26 protein-coding genes are annotated in these 21,866 nt (G+C 70.3%); 15 read left to right on the top strand and 11 right to left on the bottom strand.

The features are described from left to right. Nucleotides 1-91 precede the first annotated feature (91 nt). The 5 genes from MKL20_RS11485 (at nt 92) to MKL20_RS11465 (ending at nt 7,273) form a co-directional block, all read left to right on the top strand. Nucleotides 92-2,116, top strand: coding sequence for an AI-2E family transporter (locus tag MKL20_RS11485; protein ID WP_244036768.1), 2,025 nt, complete (start codon nt 92-94; stop codon nt 2,114-2,116). Nucleotides 2,117-2,210: 94 nt separating this feature from the next. Further along, entirely contained in the window at nt 2,211-2,999 is a 789-nt protein-coding gene (hisN, locus tag MKL20_RS11480; protein ID WP_244036767.1) for a histidinol-phosphatase, read from the top strand. Nucleotides 3,000-3,072: 73 nt separating this feature from the next. Next, the gene (locus MKL20_RS11475; protein WP_244036766.1) at nt 3,073-4,179 is read left to right on the top strand and encodes a hypothetical protein; all 1,107 of its coding nucleotides are present in this window, start codon (nt 3,073-3,075) and stop codon (nt 4,177-4,179) included. A gap of 192 nt (nt 4,180-4,371) precedes the next feature. After that, nucleotides 4,372-5,817: a YcjX family protein gene (locus MKL20_RS11470; protein WP_244036765.1), complete on the top strand. Its 1,446-nt coding sequence runs from the start codon at nt 4,372-4,374 to the stop codon at nt 5,815-5,817. A 427-nt stretch (nt 5,818-6,244) separates the two neighbouring features. Then, nucleotides 6,245-7,273 carry a YcjF family protein gene (locus MKL20_RS11465; RefSeq protein WP_244036764.1) on the top strand — a complete coding sequence of 343 codons (1,029 nt, stop codon included), beginning with the start codon at nt 6,245-6,247 and terminating at the stop codon, nt 7,271-7,273. Nucleotides 7,274-7,283: 10 nt separating this feature from the next. Here MKL20_RS11465 and MKL20_RS11460 read toward each other — a convergent pair whose 3' ends face one another. The 5 genes from MKL20_RS11460 to MKL20_RS11440 all read right to left on the bottom strand — a co-directional run bounded on the left by MKL20_RS11460 (nt 7,284) and on the right by MKL20_RS11440 (nt 9,918). Then, the gene (locus MKL20_RS11460; protein WP_147856450.1) at nt 7,284-7,514 is read right to left on the bottom strand and encodes a hypothetical protein; all 231 of its coding nucleotides are present in this window, start codon (nt 7,512-7,514) and stop codon (nt 7,284-7,286) included. 92 nt (nt 7,515-7,606) lie between these two features. Next, entirely contained in the window at nt 7,607-7,894 is a 288-nt protein-coding gene (locus MKL20_RS11455) for a type II toxin-antitoxin system RelE/ParE family toxin (protein WP_244036763.1), read from the bottom strand. Beyond that, on the bottom strand, nt 7,891-8,133 hold the full coding sequence (locus MKL20_RS11450; RefSeq protein WP_244036762.1) for a CopG family ribbon-helix-helix protein: 243 nt from the start codon (nt 8,131-8,133) through the stop codon (nt 7,891-7,893). The genes MKL20_RS11455 and MKL20_RS11450 overlap by 4 nt, the downstream gene beginning before the upstream one ends. Nucleotides 8,134-8,186: 53 nt before the next feature. Further along, the gene (locus MKL20_RS11445) at nt 8,187-8,738 is read right to left on the bottom strand and encodes an RBBP9/YdeN family alpha/beta hydrolase (protein WP_244036761.1); all 552 of its coding nucleotides are present in this window, start codon (nt 8,736-8,738) and stop codon (nt 8,187-8,189) included. A 106-nt stretch (nt 8,739-8,844) separates the two neighbouring features. Further along, the gene (locus tag MKL20_RS11440; protein WP_244036760.1) at nt 8,845-9,918 is read right to left on the bottom strand and encodes a UV damage endonuclease UvsE; all 1,074 of its coding nucleotides are present in this window, start codon (nt 9,916-9,918) and stop codon (nt 8,845-8,847) included. Between the two features lie 121 nt (nt 9,919-10,039). On the opposite strand from MKL20_RS11440, the gene MKL20_RS11435 reads away from it, so the two are divergent. The 5 genes from MKL20_RS11435 (at nt 10,040) to MKL20_RS11415 (ending at nt 16,639) form a co-directional block, all read left to right on the top strand. Next, a complete protein-coding gene (locus MKL20_RS11435) occupies nt 10,040-11,224 on the top strand; it encodes a YihY/virulence factor BrkB family protein (RefSeq protein WP_244036759.1) in 1,185 nt (394 codons plus the stop codon). Between the two features lie 114 nt (nt 11,225-11,338). Next, nucleotides 11,339-11,749: a peptide-methionine (R)-S-oxide reductase MsrB gene (gene msrB, locus MKL20_RS11430; RefSeq protein WP_244036758.1), complete on the top strand. Its 411-nt coding sequence runs from the start codon at nt 11,339-11,341 to the stop codon at nt 11,747-11,749. A gap of 320 nt (nt 11,750-12,069) precedes the next feature. Further along, the gene (locus tag MKL20_RS11425) at nt 12,070-13,068 is read left to right on the top strand and encodes a hypothetical protein (protein WP_244036757.1); all 999 of its coding nucleotides are present in this window, start codon (nt 12,070-12,072) and stop codon (nt 13,066-13,068) included. Between the two features lie 191 nt (nt 13,069-13,259). Beyond that, entirely contained in the window at nt 13,260-15,287 is a 2,028-nt protein-coding gene (gene thrS / locus MKL20_RS11420) for a threonine--tRNA ligase (protein WP_244036756.1), read from the top strand. Nucleotides 15,288-15,652: 365 nt separating this feature from the next. Then, complete coding sequence (locus MKL20_RS11415) at nt 15,653-16,639, top strand: sensor domain-containing diguanylate cyclase (RefSeq protein WP_244036755.1); 987 nt, start codon at nt 15,653-15,655, stop codon at nt 16,637-16,639. 21 nt (nt 16,640-16,660) lie between these two features. Here the strand turns inward: MKL20_RS11415 and MKL20_RS11410 are convergent, their stop codons facing one another. The 5 genes from MKL20_RS11410 to MKL20_RS11390 form a co-directional block, all read right to left on the bottom strand. Continuing rightward, nucleotides 16,661-17,092 carry a hypothetical protein gene (locus tag MKL20_RS11410; RefSeq protein ID WP_409568142.1) on the bottom strand — a complete coding sequence of 144 codons (432 nt, stop codon included), beginning with the start codon at nt 17,090-17,092 and terminating at the stop codon, nt 16,661-16,663. A gap of 88 nt (nt 17,093-17,180) precedes the next feature. Next, entirely contained in the window at nt 17,181-17,414 is a 234-nt protein-coding gene (locus MKL20_RS11405) for a DUF6894 family protein (RefSeq protein WP_243965371.1), read from the bottom strand. Between the two features lie 130 nt (nt 17,415-17,544). Next, nucleotides 17,545-17,799, bottom strand: a complete 255-nt coding sequence (locus MKL20_RS11400; protein ID WP_058194295.1) for a hypothetical protein — start codon at nt 17,797-17,799, stop codon at nt 17,545-17,547. A gap of 108 nt (nt 17,800-17,907) precedes the next feature. Beyond that, nucleotides 17,908-18,093 carry a hypothetical protein gene (locus MKL20_RS11395; protein WP_050731805.1) on the bottom strand — a complete coding sequence of 62 codons (186 nt, stop codon included), beginning with the start codon at nt 18,091-18,093 and terminating at the stop codon, nt 17,908-17,910. A 34-nt stretch (nt 18,094-18,127) separates the two neighbouring features. Next, the gene (locus MKL20_RS11390; protein ID WP_244036754.1) at nt 18,128-18,334 is read right to left on the bottom strand and encodes a hypothetical protein; all 207 of its coding nucleotides are present in this window, start codon (nt 18,332-18,334) and stop codon (nt 18,128-18,130) included. Between the two features lie 669 nt (nt 18,335-19,003). On the opposite strand from MKL20_RS11390, the gene MKL20_RS11385 reads away from it, so the two are divergent. The 5 genes from MKL20_RS11385 to MKL20_RS11365 all read left to right on the top strand — a co-directional run bounded on the left by MKL20_RS11385 (nt 19,004) and on the right by MKL20_RS11365 (nt 21,438). Beyond that, a complete protein-coding gene (locus MKL20_RS11385) occupies nt 19,004-19,471 on the top strand; it encodes a MucR family transcriptional regulator (RefSeq protein WP_244036753.1) in 468 nt (155 codons plus the stop codon). A gap of 282 nt (nt 19,472-19,753) precedes the next feature. Continuing rightward, nucleotides 19,754-20,029: a hypothetical protein gene (locus MKL20_RS11380; RefSeq protein ID WP_409567019.1), complete on the top strand. Its 276-nt coding sequence runs from the start codon at nt 19,754-19,756 to the stop codon at nt 20,027-20,029. 205 nt (nt 20,030-20,234) lie between these two features. Next, nucleotides 20,235-20,597: a hypothetical protein gene (locus MKL20_RS11375; protein ID WP_244036752.1), complete on the top strand. Its 363-nt coding sequence runs from the start codon at nt 20,235-20,237 to the stop codon at nt 20,595-20,597. A gap of 257 nt (nt 20,598-20,854) precedes the next feature. Then, nucleotides 20,855-21,037, top strand: coding sequence for a hypothetical protein (locus MKL20_RS11370; RefSeq protein WP_244036751.1), 183 nt, complete (start codon nt 20,855-20,857; stop codon nt 21,035-21,037). A 101-nt stretch (nt 21,038-21,138) separates the two neighbouring features. Beyond that, nucleotides 21,139-21,438, top strand: coding sequence for a PilZ domain-containing protein (locus MKL20_RS11365; protein WP_244036750.1), 300 nt, complete (start codon nt 21,139-21,141; stop codon nt 21,436-21,438). Nucleotides 21,439-21,453: 15 nt separating this feature from the next. Here MKL20_RS11365 and MKL20_RS11360 read toward each other — a convergent pair whose 3' ends face one another. Beyond that, a complete protein-coding gene (locus MKL20_RS11360) occupies nt 21,454-21,843 on the bottom strand; it encodes a heme utilization protein (protein WP_244036749.1) in 390 nt (129 codons plus the stop codon). Nucleotides 21,844-21,866: the final 23 nt, after the last annotated feature.

Below are 21,866 nucleotides of genomic sequence, written 5' to 3'. Positions count from 1 at the left end.
TCGTTTTCCGGCTCCGTGCCGTTCCCATGCCGCGAGGCCCCGCGACCCCGGCGGGCGCCCGCGTGTGGCGTTCGGGGCGTGGACTCGCAGCATGGGTACCAAAACCCCGGTCGGGGCGCAGCAGCCTGGACAGGCGCTGGTTCCGCCGCGTCCGACCCGGGTCGCCGCGGCCGAGACCCCGCGGGCCACGATGGCCTCGCCGATCCTGGTCGGAGCCACCATCGTAGCGATCCTGTATTTCGGCCGCGAGATCTTCATCCCGATCGCGATCGCGCTGCTCCTGTCCTTCGTGCTGACGCCGCTGGTGAGCCGCCTGCGACGCCTTCGGCTGCCGCGGCTGGTGGCGGTGGGCGTGAGCGTCCTGCTGACGCTCGGGATCGTCGGTGCCCTGGCGACGCTGATCGGCATCCAGGCGGCCGACCTCGTGGGCGACATCCCGCGCTACCGCGCCACAATCGAGCGCAAGATCGAGGGCCTGCGCACCTCGCCGGTGGGGCACATCACCGACTACGTCGCCAATATCGGCCGGGCGCTCCATACCGGCGGCCAGGAACAGGCCAAGGAGCCGGCTAAAGAACAGCCGCAAGCCGCGCCGCAGACCCCCGAATCCGCCTCCGGGCTGGACCAAGCCAAGCCGGGCTCGAAACCCGTCGTGGTCGAGGTAGCGTCGACCCAGCCGGGGCCGCTGGAGATGCTCGGCACCCTGCTGTCGCCGGTGCTGCAGCCGTTGGCCACGGTGGGCATCGTCTTCGTGGTGCTGCTGTTCGTCCTGATGCAGCGCGAGGATCTGCGCGACCGCATGATCCGGCTCGCGGGGTCGAGCGACCTGCATCGCACCACCGGAGCGATCGACGACGCGGCCGGACGCCTGAGCCGCTACTTCGTGGTGCAGCTCGCCCTCAACACCGCCTTCGGGGTCGTGATCGGGATCGGTCTCTATGTCATCGGCGTGCCGAACCCGGTGCTCTGGGCGATTTTTTCCGGCCTGATGCGGTTCGTGCCGTATATCGGCGCGTTCCTGTCGGCGCTCCTGCCGATCATCCTGGCCGCCGCGGTCGATCCCGGCTGGAACATGATGATCGCGGTGACGATCCTGTTCCTGATCCTGGAGCCCCTCACCGGCCAGGTGTTCGAGCCGATCGTCTACGGCCAGTCCACCGGGCTCTCGCCGTTCGCGGTGCTGGTCTCGGCCCTGTTCTGGACCTGGCTGTGGGGGCCCGTCGGCCTGCTGCTGTCGACGCCGCTCACCGTCTGCCTGGTGGTGCTGGGGCGCCATGTCGAGCACCTCGAATTCCTCGACGTGCTGTTCGGCGACCGGCCGGCGCTCACCCCGGTGCAGAACTTCTACCAGCGCATCCTGGCGGGCGATTCCGAGGAGGTTTTGGGGCATGCCGAGCTGATCCTGCAGCAATGCTCGCTGTCGTCCTACTACGACGAGGTCGTGCTCAAGGGCCTCGAACTCGCCGCCCGCGACGCCGCGCGCGGCGTGCTCACCGCCCAGCAGAAGGGCGCCATGCGCACCGCCCTCGGCGAGTTGATCGCCGACCTGTCCGAGCGCAGCGACGCGGGCACCGAGACGGCGGGCGAGGGGGCCGAGAACGCCTGCAGCCCCATGCCGATCGGCCCGTCGCCTGAGACCCTGCCGGAGGTCTGGACGCGCCAGGGCGCGGTGCTGTGCGTCTCCGGGCGCGGCTTCCTCGACGAGGCGGCGGCCGCGATCCTGGCGCAGATCCTGGAGAAGCGCGGCATCGGCATCCGCACGCTGCCGTTCTCGGACGCGTCCTCGGCGCGGATCGGTCGGTTCGAGCCGGGCTCGGCCCGGATGGCCTGCGTGGTCTCGCTGGCCTTGACCGGCGAGCCGACGCACCTGCGCCGGCTGGTCGGGCGCCTGCAGGAGCGGATGCCGGGGGTGCCGGTCCTGCTCGGCCTGTGGCTCGCCCAGAACGGCCAGTCGGAACGGGTGGCCCATGCCAAAGAGGGCGCGACGAACGCCGCCGGGCAGGTCGCCTCCCTGCGCGAGGCGATCGAGGCGGTTCTGGCCGCGGTCCAGGCCGACATCGCCGCCGCCCCGGAGGCCGGCAAGACGGCGCGCACGCCCGAACCGGCCGAGGCATGAACGGAGGGGGCTTGACGGCTGGGGGGCTGCCCCGGTTTCGTCGCGCACGGCCGGGCCACCGGACGGGTCGCGGGCAGAGCAGGGGGCAGGGCCGATGAGCGTCGTCGAACTCGGACGGTTCATGGACGATCTCGCGGATGCGTCCGGCAATGCGATCCTGCCGTTCTTCCGCGCCCAGTTCGGCCTCGACGACAAGGCGCGCGGCGGCGCGCCGTTCGATCCGGTCACCGAGGCCGACCGGGCCGCCGAGGTGGTGCTCCGGGCGATGATCGGCCAGACATTCCCCGGCCACGGCATCCTGGGCGAGGAATTCGGCGGCGAGCGCCTGGACGCCGAATGCGTCTGGGTGCTCGACCCGATCGACGGCACCCGGGCCTTCATCGCCGGCCTGCCGACCTGGGGCACGCTGATCGGCCTGACCCGCACCGGCGTGCCGGTGCGCGGGCTGATGCACCAGCCCTATCTCGGCGAGCGCTTCACCGGCGACGGCCGCCACGCCCGCCTGCGCGGCCCAGCGGGGGAGCGCACCCTGCGCACCCGACGCTGCGCCGATCTCGGCCAGGCGATCCTGGCCACCACCGATCCGCGCCTGTTCGCGGAGGGCGACGAGGCCGAGCGCTTCCGCGCCCTGGAAGGCCAGGTGCGGCTGTCCCGCTACGGCGCCGATTGCTACGCCTATTGCATGCTTGCGGCCGGGCAGATCGACCTCGTGGTCGAGGCCGGCTTGAAGCCCTACGACATCGTCGCGCTGATCCCGATCGTTGAGGGTGCGGGCGGCCGGGTCACGGCCTGGGACGGCGGCTCGGCCGCGAACGGCGGACGGATCGTGGCCGCCGGCGACCCGCGCCTGCACGAGGCGGTCTTGAAGGTGCTGAACCCGTGAGGGGACGCGATCGGGCGAACAACGGGATCGAGACGGGAGTCGTCGCGGCGCCGTACAGCCGGAGCCCGCCCGCGTGCTGCTGAACGCCCTCGTCCTGCTGGCGAGCCTGACGCCCCTCTTGGAGAAACGCGCCGCCACGCTCCTGGCCGCGCCGCCGGTGGCGACGGCCCCGGCCGAGGCCGCGCCGCCGCGCTTCGATCCCGCCACACGATCGGTCTCCAACTGGCACGCGCAGGCCGGCGAATTCCTGCTGCCGCGGGCCCTGGCGCTGACCGCCCGGCTCGCCGAGGACCCGCCCTACGTCGCCCGCTGCGTCCGGCTGAACAACGGCTGGTGCATCAAGTCGGCCCGCTGGCCCGGAGAGATCGGCGCCGATGCCGAGGGCCACACCGCCTTCGCCACCCTGGCCGACGGGGCCGACGCGGCGGCGAGCCTGCTGCGCCGCTACGTCCGGGATTACGGCCGCCGCAACGCGCTCGCCATCGTGCGACGCTGGGCGCCCTCCGAGTGCCGGATCGCGACACCGGCGCGGGTGGGGAAGGGCGTGGCGACGCCGGCCGTCTCGGCGACTTTGGCGCCCCGGGGGCTCGGCCGGACGCTGCGCGCCCGCTTCCTCGCCTCGCACCGGCCGGGCGGCGTGCCCCGGGGCCGGGCCAGGGCCCTGCGGGTGCAGCCCTGGTCGCCCCTCGCCCGGATGGCCGGCCGGGCCGCCGCGCGTCCGGCCGCCGCCCGCGTGCCGCGGGTGGCGATGCTCCAGCCGGTGCCCGACATCGCCGCCGGGATCTCGGCCGAGCCCGGCCGGGCGGGCACGACCCGCGGCGCTGCGGATCCCACGGCGCTCCTCGACCGCAAGGTGCCGAGCCCCGACCGAATGGTCGCCGAATCCGCTCAGCTGCCGGCCATCGCGGTCGGACTGCCCCTGCTCGACCTGCGGCTGCCGGCCCCGCTGTGCACCGGCGACGAGGTCCGGATCCAGGCCTATGCCGCCCGGATCAGCGGCAGCGTCGGGCTGAAGCCGGGCGACGACCTCGACCTGTTCGAGCCCGACGGCACACCGCGGCCCAACCTGGCGCCGGTGATGCTAGCGATGTCGGCGGTGGAGCTCGGTACCCTCCGGGCCGGCCCGGACCTCGTCACCGGGGCCATCGCCCGCCTGAAGCCGACGACACCCGCGCCCTAAAGGCAAGGTTTCAAAAGGTCTTCGACCTTTTGCGGGTGCAGGGCAGAGCCCTGCGAACCTCAGGGGCTCCGCCCCCGAACCCCGCCAAAGGGCTGAGCCCTTTGGAAACCCAGTACCGGGGGCAAGCCTTGCGGTTCGGGCCGAACCGCGCCACCTGTGCCCCGCCTCTTTTCCCAGACGACGAGCCCGCCCGTGCCCCTGACCGACCTTGCCGCACGCGCCGGCTCGGCCGTCAAAGCCTTCGCCGAAGCCTCGCACGACCTGCTGATCCAGCCGACCTTGCGGCTCGGGGTCACCGGGCTCGCACGCTCGGGCAAGACCGTGTTCACCACGGCGCTGATCCACCACCTCGTGGAGGCGCACGCCCTGCCGGCCTTCGCGCCCGCGCAGGAGGGCCGCCTGCGCCGCGCCCGGCTGGTGCCGCAGCCCGACGACGACGTGCCGCGCTTCCCCTTCGAGGAGCATTTCGCGACGCTCACCGAGGCAAGGCGCTGGCCGCGCTCCACCGACCGGATCAGCCAGTTCCGCCTGGAGATCGCCTACGAGCGCGCCGCCGGCTGGCGCAGCGGCCCCGCGACCCTGATGCTCGACGTGGTCGATTATCCGGGCGAATGGCTCCTCGACCTGGCGCTGATCGAGACCGGCTACACCGCGTGGTCCCGGGCCACGATCAACGGCACCCGCCGGCCTGGTCGATCCACCGTGGCGGCGCCGTGGCTGGAGGCGCTCAAGGGCTTCGATCCCAACGGCCCCCTCGACGAGGTCGCGGCCGAGCGGGCCAGCGACGCGTTCAAGGCCTATCTGGCGGCCCTGCGCGCCGGCCCGGAATCGGTCGCCACGACGCCCCCGGGTCGCTTCCTGATGCCCGGCGACCTCGCGGGCTCGCCGGCCCTGACCTTCGCGCCACTGGACAATCTCGCCGGCAGCATCGCCCCCGACAGCCTCGCCGGGCTGATGGAGCGGCGCTTCGAGGCCTACAAGGCCAAGGTCGTCACCCCATTCTTCCGCGACCATTTCCAGCGCGTCGACCGGCAGATCGTGCTGGTGGATGTGCTCGCCGCCGTCGATGCCGGCGCCACGGCCCTGGCGGAGCTGGAGGAGGCGCTGGACGCGGTGCTGCTCAGCCTCAACATCGGCCGCAACACGGTGCTGTCGAAGCTGTTCGCGCCCCGGGCCGACCGGGTGCTGTTCGCCGCCACCAAGGCCGACCACCTCCACCAGACCAGCCACGACCGGCTCGACGCGCTGCTGCGCCTTCTCGTCTCCCGCTCCATGCGCCGGACCGAGGCCGCGGGCGCCCGGGTCGGCACCGTGGCGCTCGCCTCCGTGCGCGCTACCCGCGAGACCACGGTGCATGACGGCTCCGAGGTCTTGCGCGCGGTCGCGGGAACGCCGGAGGCCGGCGAGACGGTGGGCGACGAGGTGTTCGACGGCAACAGCGAGGCGGCGGTGTTCCCGGGCGAGCTGCCGGCCCGCGCGGAAGCCGTGCTGGAGGGCGCCGTCGCCCCGGGCTCGCTGCGCTTCCCCCGCTTCCGCCCGCCGCTGATCCGCCCCGACGGCCTCGGCCGCCCCGGCCACCTGCCGCAGATCCGCCTCGACCGGGCGATGCAGTTTCTGATCGGCGACAGGCTCGGGTGATGGGGAGGGTAGCTTTCCGAGAAGCTGCCGTCGCCGGACGAGGCGCGGGTTCCCCTCTCCCCGCGCGCGGGGAGAGGCCCGCACGGACCTCGTCGTCCGTGCGGGAAGCGCAGGCGAAGCCGGAGCGGCGGTGAGGGGGCTTGAACGGATGAGACTCATTCGGAGCCACCCCCTCACCCCCGGCTGCCGCCTCGCTCCGGCGACGACAAGGTCGCCGGAGCCCTCTCCCCGCAAGCGGGGCGAGGGGATACGCGCTCACACGTCGACGCTGAGGCGTCGACCGCAAGCCTGCCGACGATCCGCGGCCCGACAGATCGGCCCGGCAGCCCAATTCAGCGACCGCACCCGGCGCGCCTGCACCGACCGGCTCCAACGGCCCACTGCCGTGAGGGCAAAACTGAAAAACCCCCTCTGGAGGCCGTAAGCCATGTCCTCAGGCCAGAAGCCCCGCGCCTTCCGGATCAATCCCGAGCCGCCGCCGGGTCCCGGCGTGACCACGACGCCGCTGGCGGCCCGGCCGGAGCAGGCCCGGATCGTCGAGGAGCCGTTCGAGATCATCGACGCGGCCGACGGCGTCGCGGTGCCGGTGGCGCCACGGCGGCGCTCGCCCTGGGGGGCGCTGTTCCTGTCGGCGGCTGGCGGCTTGGTCTCCCTGGGGATCGGGCTCTCGGTCGAGCGGATGATCGCCGACCTGTTCCAGGCCGCGCCCTGGCTCGGCTGGGTGGCGCTCGCGCTGCTGTGTGTCGCCGGGCTGGCGCTCCTGGCGATCGTCGGGCGGGAATTGGCCGGCCTGCGCCGCGAGCGGAAGATCGAGCGGCTGCGGCAATCGGCGGTCGACGCGCTCGGCAGCCGCGACCATACCGGCGCGCAGGCGGTGGTGCAGGCGCTCTCGGCCTTCTACGCCGACCGCGAAGCCCTAGCGCCGGGCCGCGCCCGGATCGACGCCGCCGCCGACGCGATCCTCGACGTGGACGACCGGATCGGCCTGGCCGAGCACGAGTTGCTGGCCGGCCTCGACCGTCAGGCGCGCAACGCCATCGCGTCCGCCGCCAAGCAGGTCTCGGCGGTCACGGCGCTGTCGCCGCGGGCGATCGTCGACGTCGCGTTCGTGGTGTTCGCCGCCGTCCGGCTGCTGCGCCGGATCGCCGCCATCTACGGCGGCCGGCCAGGCTTCCTGGGATTTCTGCGGCTGGCGCGGGCCGCGGTCGGGCATCTCACCGTCACCGGCGGCATGGCGGTGGGCGAGAGCGTGATGCAGCAGGTGCTGGGGCTCGGGATCGCCGCCCGAGTCTCGGCCAAGCTGGGGGAGGGCGTGCTCAACGGGCTGATGACTGCCCGATTCGGGCTGGCCGCCCTCAATGTCTGCCGGCCGCTGCCCTTCGTGCGCGAGGCCCCGCCGCGCCTCGCTGACGTGGCGGGCGAGCTGCTGCGCGCAGCAGAGCCCGAGGCGAAATAGGCCGGACCGGCTACTTGGCGGCGGCCGTGGCGGCGCGGCGATTGGCGATCCGGGTGAACATGTTGCCGGTGTAGTCGGCGACCTTCGGCTTCTCGACCTCGCCGACCTTCGCCTCGAACGCCTCGATGCGCTTCAGGAGCGCGGCGTCGTTGAACAGCGAGCTGTTGAAGTTGATGTGGGCCCGTTGCCCGAGGGCGGCCTGGACCACGTCGAGTCGTTCCAGAAGCTCTTTACGCGTCACGGTGCTCTCCAGGGGCGCCTTCGGGGCGAAGGACCGCCCAAGCCGACACTGGAGGCCGCGAGGGTAAACGGCGCGTTAACGCAGTCAGCCGATCAGAACTTGGAGCTGGGCCAGATGCGGGCCCCATGCATGACGGCCAGGATCTCGATCACATCGTCCACGACCCTGTAAGGAACGATATACGGGGTTCCCGTGACCACCAGTTCCCGTGTGCCCGCGATGCGGCCGACACGGCCGCGAAGAGGATAGAGTCTGAGACCCTCGATCGCCTTGCGGATGCGCGCGACGATGCGATTGGCCGCGCTCGGATCAGCCTCGGAAATATGCCGCCGCACTTGGTCGAGATGCCGGAGCGAACGGCGGGTGAAACGTAGCTTCACCGCGGGGTGAATGCGACCTCTACCTCGTCTTCGCTGGCGAAATCGCCGGCCTCAGCCTCCCGCAGGGCGGCCTCGATCTCGGTACGCTGCCAGGCGTCGAGGTTGAGAAAAGCGTCGACGGCGTCGTTGAGCAGGTCGGCCGGCTGGCGTTGCCGCGATGCGGCGAGGGCGACGAAGGCGGCGCGCCGGTCCGGGTCGAGCAGCGACAGGGCAGAGGCGTTGCGATCTGACGAGACCATGCCGACAGCGTAAGCGCGAGCCCGCCCCTGTGCAATTCCTGGCGCGGGCCGTCCTACAGCCCCTTCATGAACCCGGCGAGTCGCATCAGCCCCTCGGGCCACGGCCCGTGGCCGCTGGCGACGTTGATGTGGCCCGATTCGCCGGCATCCACGATCAGGGCGCCCCAGGCATGGGCGAAATCATCGGCCCGGTCGTAGGTGCAATACGGGTCGGTCCGGCTGGCGACCAGGAGCGACGGGAAGGGCAGGGGGTCTCGCGGCACCGGCGCGAAGGCGCGGGCCGCTTCGGGCAGGTCGGGCGCCTCATCGACATCCGGGCACGCCACGAACAGGGCGCCGCGCACGATACCCGGGGCGAAACGGGGCGCCGCCTCGACGCAGGCCACAACGCCGAGGCTGTGGGCGATCAGGATCACCGGCCGGGTCGCCGCTGCGACTGCCTCGATGATCCGCCCGCACCAGGCCTCGGGGGTTGGCGCGTGCCAATCGTCCTGGGCGATCAGCCGGGCGGTGGCAAGGCGGCCGGCCCAGCGGGCCTGCCAGTGGTCCTCGTCCGAGCCCCCGAGCCCCGGGACGATGAGGATGTCGCAATCGGCGGTCTTCATGCCGGCTGACTAGCGCATGATGCGGAAAAGTGGAATCCGGTTTTCCGGAATCATCATGCGCGAACAAAGTGCTAGCGCCCTCCGCGGAAGGCGTCGAGACCGTCCGTCACTCGGCCGCGATCGGCGCCGCCCGGGCCGGATCGGTGATGTGGCGGGCGATCTGGGTCGAGGCGTGGTTCTTGGCCTTCGCCTCGATCTCGAAATCGGCCCAGACCATGTGGCGGGCGACGAGGTCGTTCACGGCCCGGTTCCACATCATGTCGGAATGGGCGGCGAGATCCCGGACCGCGTGGCCGGCGGCACGCAGCGCCGGGAAGTCGGGCAGGGCGTCCGGGTCGCATTCGGCCGAGACCGCCTCGCGGGAGACGCTGATATGGGCCACCGGCCGCACCCCGCGCCAGGAAGCCCGCACCCGGGCGATGCGTGGATCGTCAGGCTCGATGTATTCTCCGCCGCTCTGGACCCAGTGATGGTGCAGGTCGAGCACCACCGGCACGAGGTCGGCGAGCTGGAGCACCGCCTCGATCCCGAAAACGTTCTCGTCGTTCTCGACCGTGACGAGGTCGCGCGCCACCTGGCTCGCCCGCGGCAGTGTCTCGCGGAACCCCGCCACGCCCGGATCGCCGGCGCCGACATGGATGTTGATGTGGGCGCCGTGCGGATGCCAGCCGCCGCCATAGCCCATGCGGTCGAAGATTTCGGCGTGATAGTCGAGCTCCGACAGGCCGTTGGCGATGGCCACCGGGTTGCGGCTCGCGATCAGGCAGAACGGCCCCGGGTGGAAGCTCAGGCGCACGCCGAGCCGACGCGCCAGCGCCCCGGCCTCCGCCAGCCCGCGCTCGACTAGGGAGACCATCTCGGGCTCGGCGTAGATCGCGCGGGCGATATCGTGGGTGTAGCCGGGCAGGACGTTGCTCGCCATGCGCAGCAGGCGCTCGATCGGCGGCCGCGCCCCGACCCAGGCGATCTGGCGGGCCAGGGCATCGAGATTGTGCGCGACGAGACCGGCGAGCTTCGCCCGCCGGGCGACGGGGTCCAGCTTGGCGAGATGCGCCATGGTCACGCTGGTCAGGTTCATGTGGAGCGTCGCCTCGCGCTCCGCCTTGAGGGTGGCGTGGGTACCGGGCGGCTCGTCCAGGACGAACTTGCAGCAGAATCCGAGGCGGGGCTGATCGCGCATAGGATGCACAACGCGCATCGGGGCCGGGCGTGCCCGAAATCGGGCGCGGAACGGCCGCGCTTCGGCGACGTTTGAGCCTTCGAGCGCGGCAGTTCCGCGCGGACGGCCCTCTCGTACCATCATGCCCGCGTCGCCCCCCCGCCCGAGTTCCGAACCGGATGCAGGCTCGCTCCTCTGGATCCTGATGCTCGGCTCGGCCCTGGTGGCGCTCGCCGCCGCCCCCGCCCGCCGGCGCGCGACCACCCAGCCGGAATTTCTGGAACCGCCGGCGGATCGAGACGAAGCCGACGCCGCGCGCAAAAAAGCCGTGAATGCCGGCGCGCGCTCGATCGCCGGTCGCGCCGCGCAGCTCACCGCCGCGACGCAGCCCGAGCGCGGCCGCGCCGCCGAAAGCCCGGCCGAGATGACGCCGGCCGGCTGGAAGGACATCGCGGTCCGGGTCTACCTGGAGTTCAACAAGGACCGGGTGCTGGCGGTGGCCGCCGGGGTGACCTTCTACACGCTGCTGTCGCTGTTCCCGGCCATCGCCGCGCTGGTCACCTGCTACGGGCTGTTCGCCGACGTTACGGCCATCAACGAGCACCTCGCGCAGTTGCATGCCGTGCTGCCGTCGGGCGCGGTCGAACTGATCGGCGACCAGATCAAGCGCATCGCCGCCAAGGGCAGCAGCTCACTGAGCGTCACCTTCTTCACCAGCCTGCTGCTGTCGATCTGGAGCGCCAACGCCGCCATGAAAGCGATGTTCGATGCGCTGAACGTCGTCTACGAGGAGGAGGAGAAGCGCAATTTCTTCTGGCTCAACATCCGCTCGCTCACCTTCACGGTGGGTGCCCTGGTGTTCATCATCATCGCGCTTAACGCGATCGTGGTGGTGCCGGTGGTCCTGAACTTCCTCGGCCTCGGCTCGGGCGCGTGGCTGCTCGCGGCCCTGCGCTGGCCGGCGGTGCTGCTGGTGCTGCTCGCCGGGCTGTCGGTGCTCTACCGGTTCGGCCCCAGTCGGGAGCATGCCCGCTGGCGCTGGGTCGGATTCGGCAGCCTGGTCGCCGGGCTGCTCTGGCTGATCGCGTCGCTGCTGTTCTCCTGGTACGTGGCGAGCTTCGGCACCTACAACGAGACCTACGGCTCGCTCGGCGCCGTGATCGGCTTCATGACCTGGATCTGGATCTCGTCGACCATCGTGCTGCTCGGCGGCGAGATCAACGCCGAGCTGGAGCACCAGACCGCCCGCGACACCACCACGGGCGCGCCCCTGCCGATGGGCCACCGCCGGGCTCGGATGGCGGATACCGTGGGGGCGGCGGCATAGCGGGCATCGCCATAACCGCGAGCGACAGGATGCCGCCGCTGCATCTGTTTTGCGGCAAACGGACTGCCGCCCCCCGCGGGATGCCTATATCTCCCATCGAAAAGGGAGATCTCCATGGCCGATACCGCGACCACCAACCCCGATACCCGTAGCGAGGCCGAGTGGCGCGCCACGCTCACGCCCGAGCAGTACCGGGTGCTGCGCGAGCACGGCACCGAGCGGGCCGGCACCAGTTGCCTGCTGGCCGAGAAGCGGCCCGGCACTTTCACCTGCGTCGGCTGTGGACAGCCGCTGTTCGAGCAGGGCACAAAGTTCGAGTCCGGCACCGGTTGGCCGAGCTTCTTCGAGCCTCTCGACGGCGCCGTCGAGACCACCGTCGACCGCAGCCACCGGATGGTCCGGACTGAGGTCCATTGCGCCCGCTGCAAGGGCCATCTCGGCCATGTCTTCGACGACGGCCCCGCCCCCACGGGCCTGCGCTACTGCATGAACGGCGCCGCGATGACCTTCGAGCCGGCCGCCTGAGGCGTCCGGTTCCGGTTTAACCTGGGTTGGAAAAACCGGGGCGAAAGACGGGATATCGGGGACAGGCAGGGTTCCGGGCGAATCATAACCCGGTTCCGGTCTTGATTTCGTCGTGTTTTTGCTTAGCGCTTAACCGTCTCATGTTGTCGCCATCCGGTATTGGGGATGGATGCGGTCATGTGCGGGCCAATACGGCGTTGCCGTTGAGCTTATACGCCGTCGGCGCGGGCTCGACTTGGCAGATCCATCCGGGCCGGCGGCCCTGAGGGCAGTCCGCCGGATCGGCGCACCGCCGACGAAGCGGGAGGGGTTTTGAGTTCATGAGCACCATTCGCCGATTCCTGGTTGCGCCATCCCTGGTCCGCCTGATCCGCAAGGAGCGGGGCGGCGCCCGGATCACCGAGGGCCATTTCGTCGCGCAGGGGGGCCGCAGCTCCTACGTGCGGGTCGACGGCCAGGTTTGCCAGCTGGTGCTGGTGAACAAGGGCCCGGACGGCGTCCCGGCCGAGGAGCGGACCGACGTGCCGCGCGCCCACGGCGACGCCCTGCTCGACGTCTGCCCCGGCAAGGCCGCCTACGACCGCACCGTCCTGACCATCGGCGGGCGCGAGGTCACGATCGACCGCTACGTCACGCCGGGCAATCTCGACCTGATCAGCGTCGCCTTCGACAATGACGGCGATGCCGCCGGCTTCCAGGCCCCGAACTGGTTCGGCCGCGAGGTCAGCAACGAGCCGACCTTCGAGCGTCAGGCGCTCGCCATCCAGGGCGTGCCGGCGGCCGAAGAGGTGCCGCTGAGCAACGCCGCGCTCGACGCGGTCCTCGACTTGATCGAGCCGCGGTTCGGCTTCGGCCGCTACGGCAGCAGCAGCGCCCGCACCAGCGAGCCGTCCGACGACGGCGCGATGAGCGCCATGCGCCGCATCGTGACTCCGGCCGCCGCGGCAGCCCCGGTCGCGGCAGCGGCTGCGACACCGGCCCCCGAAGCCGTCGAGCCGGCCCCGGCCGCCCCCGTCGCCGAGGCTCCCCCGGAGCCTCAGCCCGAGCCGGAGCCGGCCCCGCCGCCCGCCCCGGAGCCCGTGCATCACGCGGCGCCGGTGGCTCATGAGCCGAGCCCGCCCCAGCCCGCCCCGCAGGAGAGCATCCACAGCGACGCCCGGATCGACGACGTGATCGAGAGCCTGTCCCAGGCGCTCGGCGCGGCGATCCACCAGCATCCCGAGGCCACCGCCGAGCCCAAGGACCCGAAGACCGACGAGTCGGCGGGCGTGTTCGAGCGCTGGACCGTGCGGCCCCGCCGGACGCAGCAGCAGACCTGATCAACCGAGCCATCGAGAAGGCCGCGGAGGCAGGAGCCACCGCGGCCTTTTTGCTGCGCGCCGTCCCGGGCTCGCGTGGCCACGATCCGCGGCCATTCCCTCGCCAAAGAAAAAGAATCGGTCTACACGGCCGCTCCCCAGAACACGCTTACCTGCCCCGTATGCAGGACTGAGCCCGGAGAGCCTGACCCATGCCGATTCTCACCTTCCCCAATGGCGACACGCGGGAGGTCGCTGCCGGCACCACCGGCCGCAGCGTGGTCGAGGGCATCGCCAAGTCGCTGGCCAAGCGCACCGTCGCCATGGCGCTCGACGGCACGGTGACCGACCTCGACGATCCGATCGCCCAGGATGCGGCAATCGAATTCCTGGACCGCACCGACCCGCGCGCCCTGGAGCTGATCCGCCACGATTGTGCGCACGTGCTCGCCGAGGCCGTGCAGAGCCTCTGGCCGGAGACGCAGGTGACGATCGGCCCGGTGATCGAGAACGGCTTCTATTACGACTTCTATCGCGAGACCCCGTTCACGCCCGAGGACTTCCCGAAGATCGAGGCGAAGATGCGCGAGATCATTTCGCGCGATGCGCCCTTCACCAAGGAAGTCTGGAAACGCGAGGACGTGCGCGCGCTGTTCGAGGGCAAGCAGGAGAAATTCAAGGTCGAGCTGGTCGACGCGATCCCTCCGGGCGAGGATCTGAAGATCTACCGGCAGGGCGACTGGTTCGACCTGTGCCGCGGCCCGCACATGACCTCGACGGCCAAGGTCGGCACCGCCTTCAAGCTGATGAAGGTCGCGGGCGCCTATTGGCGGGGTGATTCGAACAACCCGATGCTGACGCGCATCTACGGCACGGCCTGGGCCGCCCAAGCCGATCTCGACGGCTACCTGCACCGCCTCGAAGAAGCCGAGCGCCGGGACCACCGTCGCCTCGGCCGGGAGATGGACCTGTTCCACTTCCAGGAGGAGGGGCCGGGCGTCGTCTTCTGGCACGCCAAGGGCTGGACGATCTTCCAGGAGCTGATCGCCTATATGCGCCGTCGCCTCCGGGGCGACTACGCCGAGGTCAACGCCCCGCAGATCCTCGACAAGGCCCTGTGGGAGACCTCCGGCCACTGGGGCTGGTACCGGGAGAACATGTTCGCCGCGCAGTCCGCGGGCGACGAGGCCGAGGACAAGCGCTGGTTCGCCCTCAAGCCAATGAACTGCCCGGGGCACGTGCAGATCTTCAAGCACGGCTTGAAGTCCTACCGGGACCTGCCCCTGCGGCTCGCCGAGTTCGGCGTAGTGCACCGCTACGAGCCGTCGGGCGCCATGCACGGGCTGATGCGCGTGCGCGGCTTCACTCAGGACGACGCGCACGTCTTCTGCACTGAGGACCAGCTCGCCGACGAGTGCCTGAAGATCAACGACCTGATCCTCTCGACCTACGCGGATTTCGGCTTCGACCAGATCGTCGTGAAGCTCTCGACCCGGCCCGAGAAGCGCGTCGGCTCGGACGCGCTCTGGGACCACGCCGAGGACGTGATGACCCGGGTTCTGACGCAGATCGAGGCGCAGTCGGCCGGCCGGATCCGCACGGAGGTCAACCCGGGGGAGGGCGCGTTCTACGGGCCGAAATTCGAGTATGTCCTGCGCGATGCCATCGGCCGCGACTGGCAATGCGGCACGACGCAGGTGGACTTCAACCTGCCCGAGCGGTTCGGCGCCTTCTACATCGATGCCGACGGCACAAGGAAGCCGCCCGTGATGGTGCACCGGGCGATCTGCGGCTCGATGGAGCGCTTCACCGGCATCCTGATCGAGCATTTCGCCGGGCATTTCCCGCTCTGGCTGTCCCCGGTCCAGGTGGTGGTGGCGACGATCACCGGCGAGGCCGACGCCTACGCCCATGAGGTGGTGCGCGCCCTGGACCGCGCCGGGCTGCGGGTCGAGGCCGATCTGCGCAACGAGAAGATCAACTACAAGGTTCGGGAGCACTCCCTCGCCAAGGTGCCGGTGCTGCTGGCGCTGGGCCGCCGCGAGGCCGAGGAGCGGACGGTCTCGATCCGCCGGCTCGGCAGCCAGCAGACCCGCACCCTGCCGCTCACGGAGGCGGTGGCGGCCTTCGTCGACGAGGCGACCGCCCCGGATCGCCGCCGGGCGCAGGCCGTGGCCGACACGGTCCCGACCAGCGACACCGTCCTCGACGGGCATCACGGCGTGCACGAGACGCCGTAAGGTCTCGGACGGCGCTTTCGCCGTCTCGCCAAGAGGAACCGGCGCGAAAACAAGTCCTCGTCGATCCTCGCGGCGGCCGGCCGCGGGGATTTTCTTGGGCCGGCACAGGCCTGTGCTGCCGGACCCGGCAACTCTAAGTGACCGATCCTGATCTGAGGCCGGCCGGAATTCGCGGGGCTATCAGAGCGATTGACGAGATTGTCGCGTCCTTTCGAGCCAAACGCCGTTTCGTCAAGGTTGGCTAAAGGAATCCCATTCTAAGACGCCTCGGAAGCAGTCTTCGGCGGGGCGTCCGGCTATCCGGCAGGAGCCCGGATCCCGCCGGGTGCTCGAAGGGGGTCGCCATGATGGCGCGAGCGGGCAGGGTGTCGGCGCGGCTGGAGCGGCGCGCGCGGGAGCCGATCGTCGGTCCCCGGGGCTACGGATTCCGTCGGGACCGCCGGCTGGGATCCCGGATTGTCCGGGCCCTGGATAGCCTGCCGCACGGCTTCTGCCTGTTCGATACCGGCAACCGCCTGCTGTTCGCCAATGCCGGCTACCGGGGCATCTTCGGCCAGCCGGACGGAGCGGTGCGACCGGGCCTGCATGCCTGCACGCTCATCGCGATCAATGCCGCCAAGGGTCTCAAGGCCGAGCGGGACCCGGCGCAGATCTGGGCGGAGCGCCGGCGGCTCCTGGCCCGGCGCGATCCCGTCACCGTGCTGCAGACGCTCTCGGACAGCCGCCAGATCGCCCTGACGCTCCAGCCGCAGACGGACGGCGGCTGGGTCGCCCTCTACGAGGACGTGACCGAGCGCCGGCAGGCGGAGGCGCTGCTGCACCATATGGCCCACCACGACCCGCTCACCGGCCTGCCCAACCGCCACCTGTTCGAGGCGCGGCTCGACCGGGCCACGGCCGAGCCCACCGGCCGGGGCTGCGCCCTGCTGTGCATCGATCTCGACGGGTTCAAGCCGGTCAACGATCTCTACGGCCACGCCGCCGGCGACGCGCTGCTGCGGCGGATGGCCGAGCGGCTCCAGGACGGTCTCGGCGATCGGGATATTGCCGCCCGCCTCGGCGGCGACGAGTTCGCCCTGCTCCTGGCCGACGCCCCGGCCTCGACCGTGCTGGACCGGGCGCACCGCCTCCACCGGCGGCTCACCGAACCCTACGATGTCGGCGCCGGGCGGCCGGTCCTCGTCGGGGCGGCGATCGGGATCGCCTGCGCCCCGCAGCACGCCGCCCAGGCGCAAGGGCTGGTCGAGCGGGCCGATGCGGCGATGTACCAGGCCAAGCGCCTCGGCCATCCCTGCCTGTGGAGCGATGCGCTGCGCCCGGGCCTCGCACCGGCAGCCGAAGCGGCCTCATGACGGCCGGCGGCCCGGCTGTGCTCACCGGGCCTTGTCGTGCTCCGCGAGACCGACAGCCTTGTAATCGTAAGTCGGGTAGAACTCGGTGCGATACGCGCCCCAGGCCGTATCCTCCAAGACGCGGTTGATCTCCCGCAGCCGGGTCGCGGGCAGCCGTAGGATGATGATCTGCCCGATGCCCATGACGACGTTCCAGGACACGACCTCGATGCCCGCCGGCGGGAAGGCCTTGTAGAAGCCCTGCCTGGCGAGCTGCGCGTTCAGATCGGCGAGCGGGCGCGACTGGTCGTGCCGCAGGAAGACCGTGAGCAGGATGGCGTTGTCCGGCGTCGCGGTGGCCGAGCCCGCCTGCGGCGGCGGCGTGGTCTGGGCCGTCGCCGGCTGCGCCGCCATGCACGCCAGCAGAGGGAGCGCGGTCAGAAAGGGCCGGGTCGCGATCCGTAAGCGTCTCATGCGTTCTCCTCGCTCAAGCGAACCGGCGCGACACCAACGCATGCAGGCCCGCTTCCGTCGCGGCGCGGTCGCTCGGCGGCCCTGGCCTTCAACCCGGCTCGACATCGTACGACAGACGCAGCCGCAGGCGGACGGTGCCCTGCTCGTCCCGGACGGCGATCACGTAATCCTGCCGCACCTGCGGGTCCGAGAGTCCCTGCGCGATCCGGGTCATCATGCGGACGGCCTGCGCCTGTGCGGCGGCGAGATCGGGCAGGTCGAAACCTGTTTGGTCGCGAACCAGGTTCGCACCATCGTGGAGATCGATGAAGTATCGGGGCACGGATATTGGCTCGGGGCGCGCGATCGCTCACCAGCATCGTGCTACGTTGTTTCTACGTAGTGTCCAGAGGGCCGGCGATGCATTTCGCGCGTGCCGTATACCCCGGCGATCCGGGCCCCGGTGACGCGGGTCAACCGCCCTGGAGGCTCTCGGCGAAATCCTCCGGCACCTCGCCGAACTGGCCCAGGATGGTCACGCCTTCGAGCTCGCCGGTCTCGTCGTCGGCGACCACCTTCAGGGCCGCCGCGCCCGGCATGCGGGCGGCCAGCGCCTCCGCCTTCTTGAGGGCACCGAACTCGCTCTGGGCGGGCTCCTGCCGGGCCGGCCTGAGCCGCTTCCGATGCAGCTCGAACGGCTGCACCACGAATGTCGTCTTCATCGCCATCCACTTCCTTTGAAGCACGCGGCGCGGTTGCGATAGAGCGATGACGACCGAATCGGCGGTGGGCTTCCGGAATGCAGGCCCTGTCGCGAGGGCCGGAGACCGGACCCGTCACAGGCTGCGGGTCGTGACCCCGAGCGCCAGCAGCGCGTAGGCGCCGATGAAGAACCATTGCCGATGCGCCACCACGGTCCGTCCGACCATGGGGATGCGCGTGTACAGGCTGGCGACGGCCAGGCCGATGAGCACGGCCGAGACCAGGAAGGTGAGCAGACGTGGGGCTGACAGCGTGGGCATGCCCCATGCTCGCGCCGGGACGGTTACCGGCGCGTTACCGGTCGAGCCCCGGGACCCGGGGGCGGTCCGGCGTCAGCGGGCCGGTCGAGCCCGGCAGCAGCCCGACCTGGGCCAGCCACAGGGCCATGATCGCCCCGGCGATCAAGGTGGCGAGCGAGGCCAGCCGGCCAGTCCAGCGCCGCGTGATGATCATGATGGCCAGGACGACCAGAAGGGCGAGGAGGAGCGCGAGCAAGAGCATGATCGCGCAATGCCACGGCCGAGCCCTCCCGTCACCGCGCGCGCCGGCCTTGGTAACACTATTCGCCCGAGGGTTGAGAACCCCTCGGGATCCCGATCACGCAAGGCGGGATCTCGGGGAGCGCGGGATCCGGATGCGCGGACCGATCACGACCGTGTGGACCGGCTGGCCCGGGTCACTGCCCCATACCGTTTCCCCAAGGTCGAGCGCGCGAGCCGCACGCGGAATAGAAGACTTCGTCGTCACAGCCTCCGCCTTTTTCGCCACGGTGAAGATTGATTACAATTTGTCGCAGTCTTTCTGAAAACTGTCTTCAATTGAACGATCGCAGTGTTCAATGAATAAAAGCGACGCACCCGCCATGGAAAGGTGCGAGGCTCGTCTCAGTCCCATCGGGGGCACCTCGGAGCTCCAGCCGCACCGGCAACCCGTCTGGTCCAAGCCCTCTGCAAGCGATTGACCGCAATGTGGAAACACTGGCGCAGTGGTTATCGAAACCTCTGCCTTGGCGGACAGTTCACCTGACGGTTGCGCCAGAATTTCCGAGCCTGAAGCGCCAGCATGCATAGCGATCATGACCGAAATGCACCCCATTCTAAGGTTTTGTAACTTGCATTCGGCCGAGAGAGGTAGCAAATCGCTTGAGAGGGGCACATCGGGAACCATGAAGTGACAGAAGAAACCATTGCGCACACGCCGGATCTGATCGGCTTGGCGGGCGACATCGTCGCCGCTTACGTCTCGAACAACCCCGTTCCGGCTGCCGAGCTGCCGGCACTGATCGCCCGCGTGCATGGCGCGATCGCCGGCCTCACCTCCGGGACGAGCACCGTCGCCGCCGGCACGGTCGCGAGCGAAGCGGTCGACAAGCCGACCCCGGCCCAGATCCGCAAGTCGGTCCAGCAGGACGGAATCGTCAGCTTCCTCGACGGCAAGACCTACAAGACCTTGAAGCGCCACCTGACCGCCAACGGCCTCAGCCCGCAGAGCTACCGCGACCGCTATGGCCTGCCGGCCGACTATCCGATGGTCGCGCCGAGCTATGCCGAGCAGCGCTCCGCCCTCGCCAAGGCGATCGGCCTGGGCCAGCCTGGCGCGATGGCCGAGCGCGAGCGCAAGGGCCGCAAGGCCGCCTGAACCCTGGACGCCTCCAGCGCGGATGCCGCCAAGGTGGCTCCGTGCGCTGATGTTTCGGCGTGCACGCGCTCCGGACCCCTCATCCGTCGACCGCGTGCCGTCATCCCGTCTCTGGAACGCCGTGACCGACGTCCGACCGCGCCGGCAAGGCCGTGACCGCGACTGTTGCTGTGCGGCCACACAGGCCGGCGACATGCGACGACACGGACAAGCTGCCACACTCTGCACAAAGCTGATGCCCACGCCGGATCGCGAGAGTGGTTGGTGCGGGATCGAAGCATGATGAAGCGTGAGCAGACGAGACCGGACACGGTCGTAGCGTTCCCGGCCCATATCGCGCCCACCGTGGCCGACGAGGACACCGCATCGGTGATCGCCGTGCTGCAGGACCAGCTGGCGCTCGCCCGCGAGGGACGGCTGCGCTCGGTGGCCGTCGTTTCGGTCTCGACGGACGGCGAGGCGATCGGCACGCAATGGTCGTGCAAGGGCGCCGACATCTCCAGCCTGATCGGCAAGCTGACCGTGCTGACGCACGACATGATGTCGGCCCGGAAGTGACCGAACCGCGCTTCGGCGCGTGATGCGGGCCGGAGGTCGCCGGCTTCGAACCGGTCGTGGCGGGCGCTGCCCGGCGGCACCGCGCTGCGATGTCGCTTCGCGGCGCAGCTTGCCGGGGCGGCATCCGGCATCACTAGCCCTATCTCTGCGTCATGGACCGGCGCCGGCGCGGGTCCGGCTTCAGTCCGCAGAGGAAGACCCGACCATGAGACGCGCCCTGCTCGCCGCCGCGCTGGCTGCGTCGATCCTGCCGTCCGGCCCAACGGCGGCGCAGGACGAGAAGCGAGCCGAGACGATCGACGGGCTGGTGCGGATCGTCGGCGCCCAAGCCGGGATCGTCCTGTATTGCCGCAAATTCTACACCGTGGACGACACGGTCTCCGAGGGCCTGACCCGGACGGTCCGCAAGGCCCTCGACGCGGCCCTCGGCCATCGAAAGGCCAAGACCGCCATTGCCGAGGAGGGCCAGCGCGTCGCCAAAACCATCGCGGAGGTCGGCGCCGAGCAATGGTGCGCCGACCAGCGGGACATCCTCAACACCGACGGCGTTCGGGTCTTCATCGACTGAACCATACCGCCGAGGTCCGGCGGCCCCCCGCACGCGCGCAGACCGACGAAGTCGTCGCCAGAAAAAGCCGCGGCCCAGGCGAGATCTGGAATGTGCAGCGCCTGCGCGTTCTGCAATGCAGAACAGATTATCTCCTTGTTCGTGTTCAGCTCGTCTGTCATGTTTCGACGACGGACGCGTGAAAGCAGACCACGCCGGCTGCGGTCGTCCGGACAAGAGCCCGAAGGGCCAGGAGACCGGCGTCGGAGGATCACGCCATGTCGACACCGATCATCATCGCCATCGCGCTCGTCGTGTTCGGCGCTGCGCTCACGATCTTCGCCTTCACCAGGGCCCCGCGGTCGAACGACTTCGCAGGCTGGGACGTGATGTTCATGAGCGGAATCGGTGCGGTCGCGCTCGGCTTTCTGGCGACTCTGGTTGGGGTGGTCACCGGGTAGCGGGGCCTCTCGGCGCGGATGCCGACAATCCGACGGGTTTCCAGAACCTGATCTGAACCCGGATCGCCGATCCTGCGCGCCTCAAGGTTCACGAGGCGGCGATGCTTAACCGACGGCGCGCTCCGCGCACGGTCCTGAACGAAACCGGCAGTATTTCGGTCGACGAGCATCGCAGCCTGCCCTGCATCGTCTACGACCGCTCTCTCGATGGCGTCCGCGTCGCCCTGCCGGAAGCCGAGATCGTGCCGGACCGATTCGTCCTCAGCATCGATGCGAGCCGCGAGATCCTCATCTGCCGGGCGGTGTGGCGCAAGGCGGAGGAGATCGGCGCGGCCACGAACGAGCCGGAGACCGAGCGGGCACGCCGTCCGAGCCTCCGCCGCGAGCAGGTGCCGGTCTGAGGCTATTGAAGCCGTTTAGCTCGAGCGCCGGGCGTTCCAGCGGCCGCTGCACGTGATCGGGCCGCCGCTCGTCCGCCAGGTGCCGGCGCCTGCGCCCTGCGTATCGAGGCTGCCCGCGATCGGCACCGTGTTGGCGCCGCTGGTGATCGTGGCCTGGACGCTGCCGCTCGCCGAGACGCCGCCGTCGATATCGACCTCATCGCCCGGGATCGAGGCATCACTGTTCTTGATCTGGACCTGGTAGCTGGTCTGCGCCGCGCAGGGCCCCTCCGACGTCGTCGCCACGATGGTCCAGGCGCCGTCGTACCGGTTCGGTATCTTGAGCTTCTTCGTCGCCGAGACCGCCGGAGACAAGACGCCGATGATCAGGGTCGCGGTCAGGATCGGGACAAGGCAACGGTTCACGTGGGCTCCTCGCTTGCGCGGCC

The organism is Methylobacterium sp. E-066 (assembly GCF_022829635.1).
Classification (GTDB): Bacteria; Pseudomonadota; Alphaproteobacteria; order Rhizobiales; family Beijerinckiaceae; genus Methylobacterium.
This window is presented reverse-complemented; position numbering and strand designations above follow the sequence as displayed.

Bases quoted from the DNA above. Each gene is read 5' to 3' on its own strand.
- MKL20_RS11485 (WP_244036768.1), top strand. From the start codon at position 92: ATGGGTACCAAAACCCCGGTCGGGGCGCAGCAGCCTGGACAGGCGCTG.
- hisN (WP_244036767.1), top strand. From the start codon at position 2,211: ATGAGCGTCGTCGAACTCGGACGGTTCATGGACGATCTCGCGGATGCG.
- MKL20_RS11465 (WP_244036764.1), top strand. From the start codon at position 6,245: ATGTCCTCAGGCCAGAAGCCCCGCGCCTTCCGGATCAATCCCGAGCCG.
- MKL20_RS11450 (WP_244036762.1), bottom strand. From the start codon at position 8,133: ATGGTCTCGTCAGATCGCAACGCCTCTGCCCTGTCGCTGCTCGACCCG.
- MKL20_RS11445 (WP_244036761.1), bottom strand. From the start codon at position 8,738: ATGAAGACCGCCGATTGCGACATCCTCATCGTCCCGGGGCTCGGGGGC.
- MKL20_RS11440 (WP_244036760.1), bottom strand. From the start codon at position 9,918: ATGCGCGATCAGCCCCGCCTCGGATTCTGCTGCAAGTTCGTCCTGGAC.
- MKL20_RS11435 (WP_244036759.1), top strand. From the start codon at position 10,040: ATGCCCGCGTCGCCCCCCCGCCCGAGTTCCGAACCGGATGCAGGCTCG.
- msrB (WP_244036758.1), top strand. From the start codon at position 11,339: ATGGCCGATACCGCGACCACCAACCCCGATACCCGTAGCGAGGCCGAG.
- MKL20_RS11425 (WP_244036757.1), top strand. From the start codon at position 12,070: ATGAGCACCATTCGCCGATTCCTGGTTGCGCCATCCCTGGTCCGCCTG.
- thrS (WP_244036756.1), top strand. From the start codon at position 13,260: ATGCCGATTCTCACCTTCCCCAATGGCGACACGCGGGAGGTCGCTGCC.
- MKL20_RS11410 (WP_409568142.1), bottom strand. From the start codon at position 17,092: ATGAGACGCTTACGGATCGCGACCCGGCCCTTTCTGACCGCGCTCCCT.
- MKL20_RS11400 (WP_058194295.1), bottom strand. From the start codon at position 17,799: ATGGCGATGAAGACGACATTCGTGGTGCAGCCGTTCGAGCTGCATCGG.
- MKL20_RS11395 (WP_050731805.1), bottom strand. From the start codon at position 18,093: ATGCCCACGCTGTCAGCCCCACGTCTGCTCACCTTCCTGGTCTCGGCC.
- MKL20_RS11390 (WP_244036754.1), bottom strand. From the start codon at position 18,334: ATGCTCTTGCTCGCGCTCCTCCTCGCCCTTCTGGTCGTCCTGGCCATC.
- MKL20_RS11380 (WP_409567019.1), top strand. From the start codon at position 19,754: ATGAAGCGTGAGCAGACGAGACCGGACACGGTCGTAGCGTTCCCGGCC.
- MKL20_RS11375 (WP_244036752.1), top strand. From the start codon at position 20,235: ATGAGACGCGCCCTGCTCGCCGCCGCGCTGGCTGCGTCGATCCTGCCG.
- MKL20_RS11370 (WP_244036751.1), top strand. From the start codon at position 20,855: ATGTCGACACCGATCATCATCGCCATCGCGCTCGTCGTGTTCGGCGCT.
- MKL20_RS11365 (WP_244036750.1), top strand. From the start codon at position 21,139: ATGCTTAACCGACGGCGCGCTCCGCGCACGGTCCTGAACGAAACCGGC.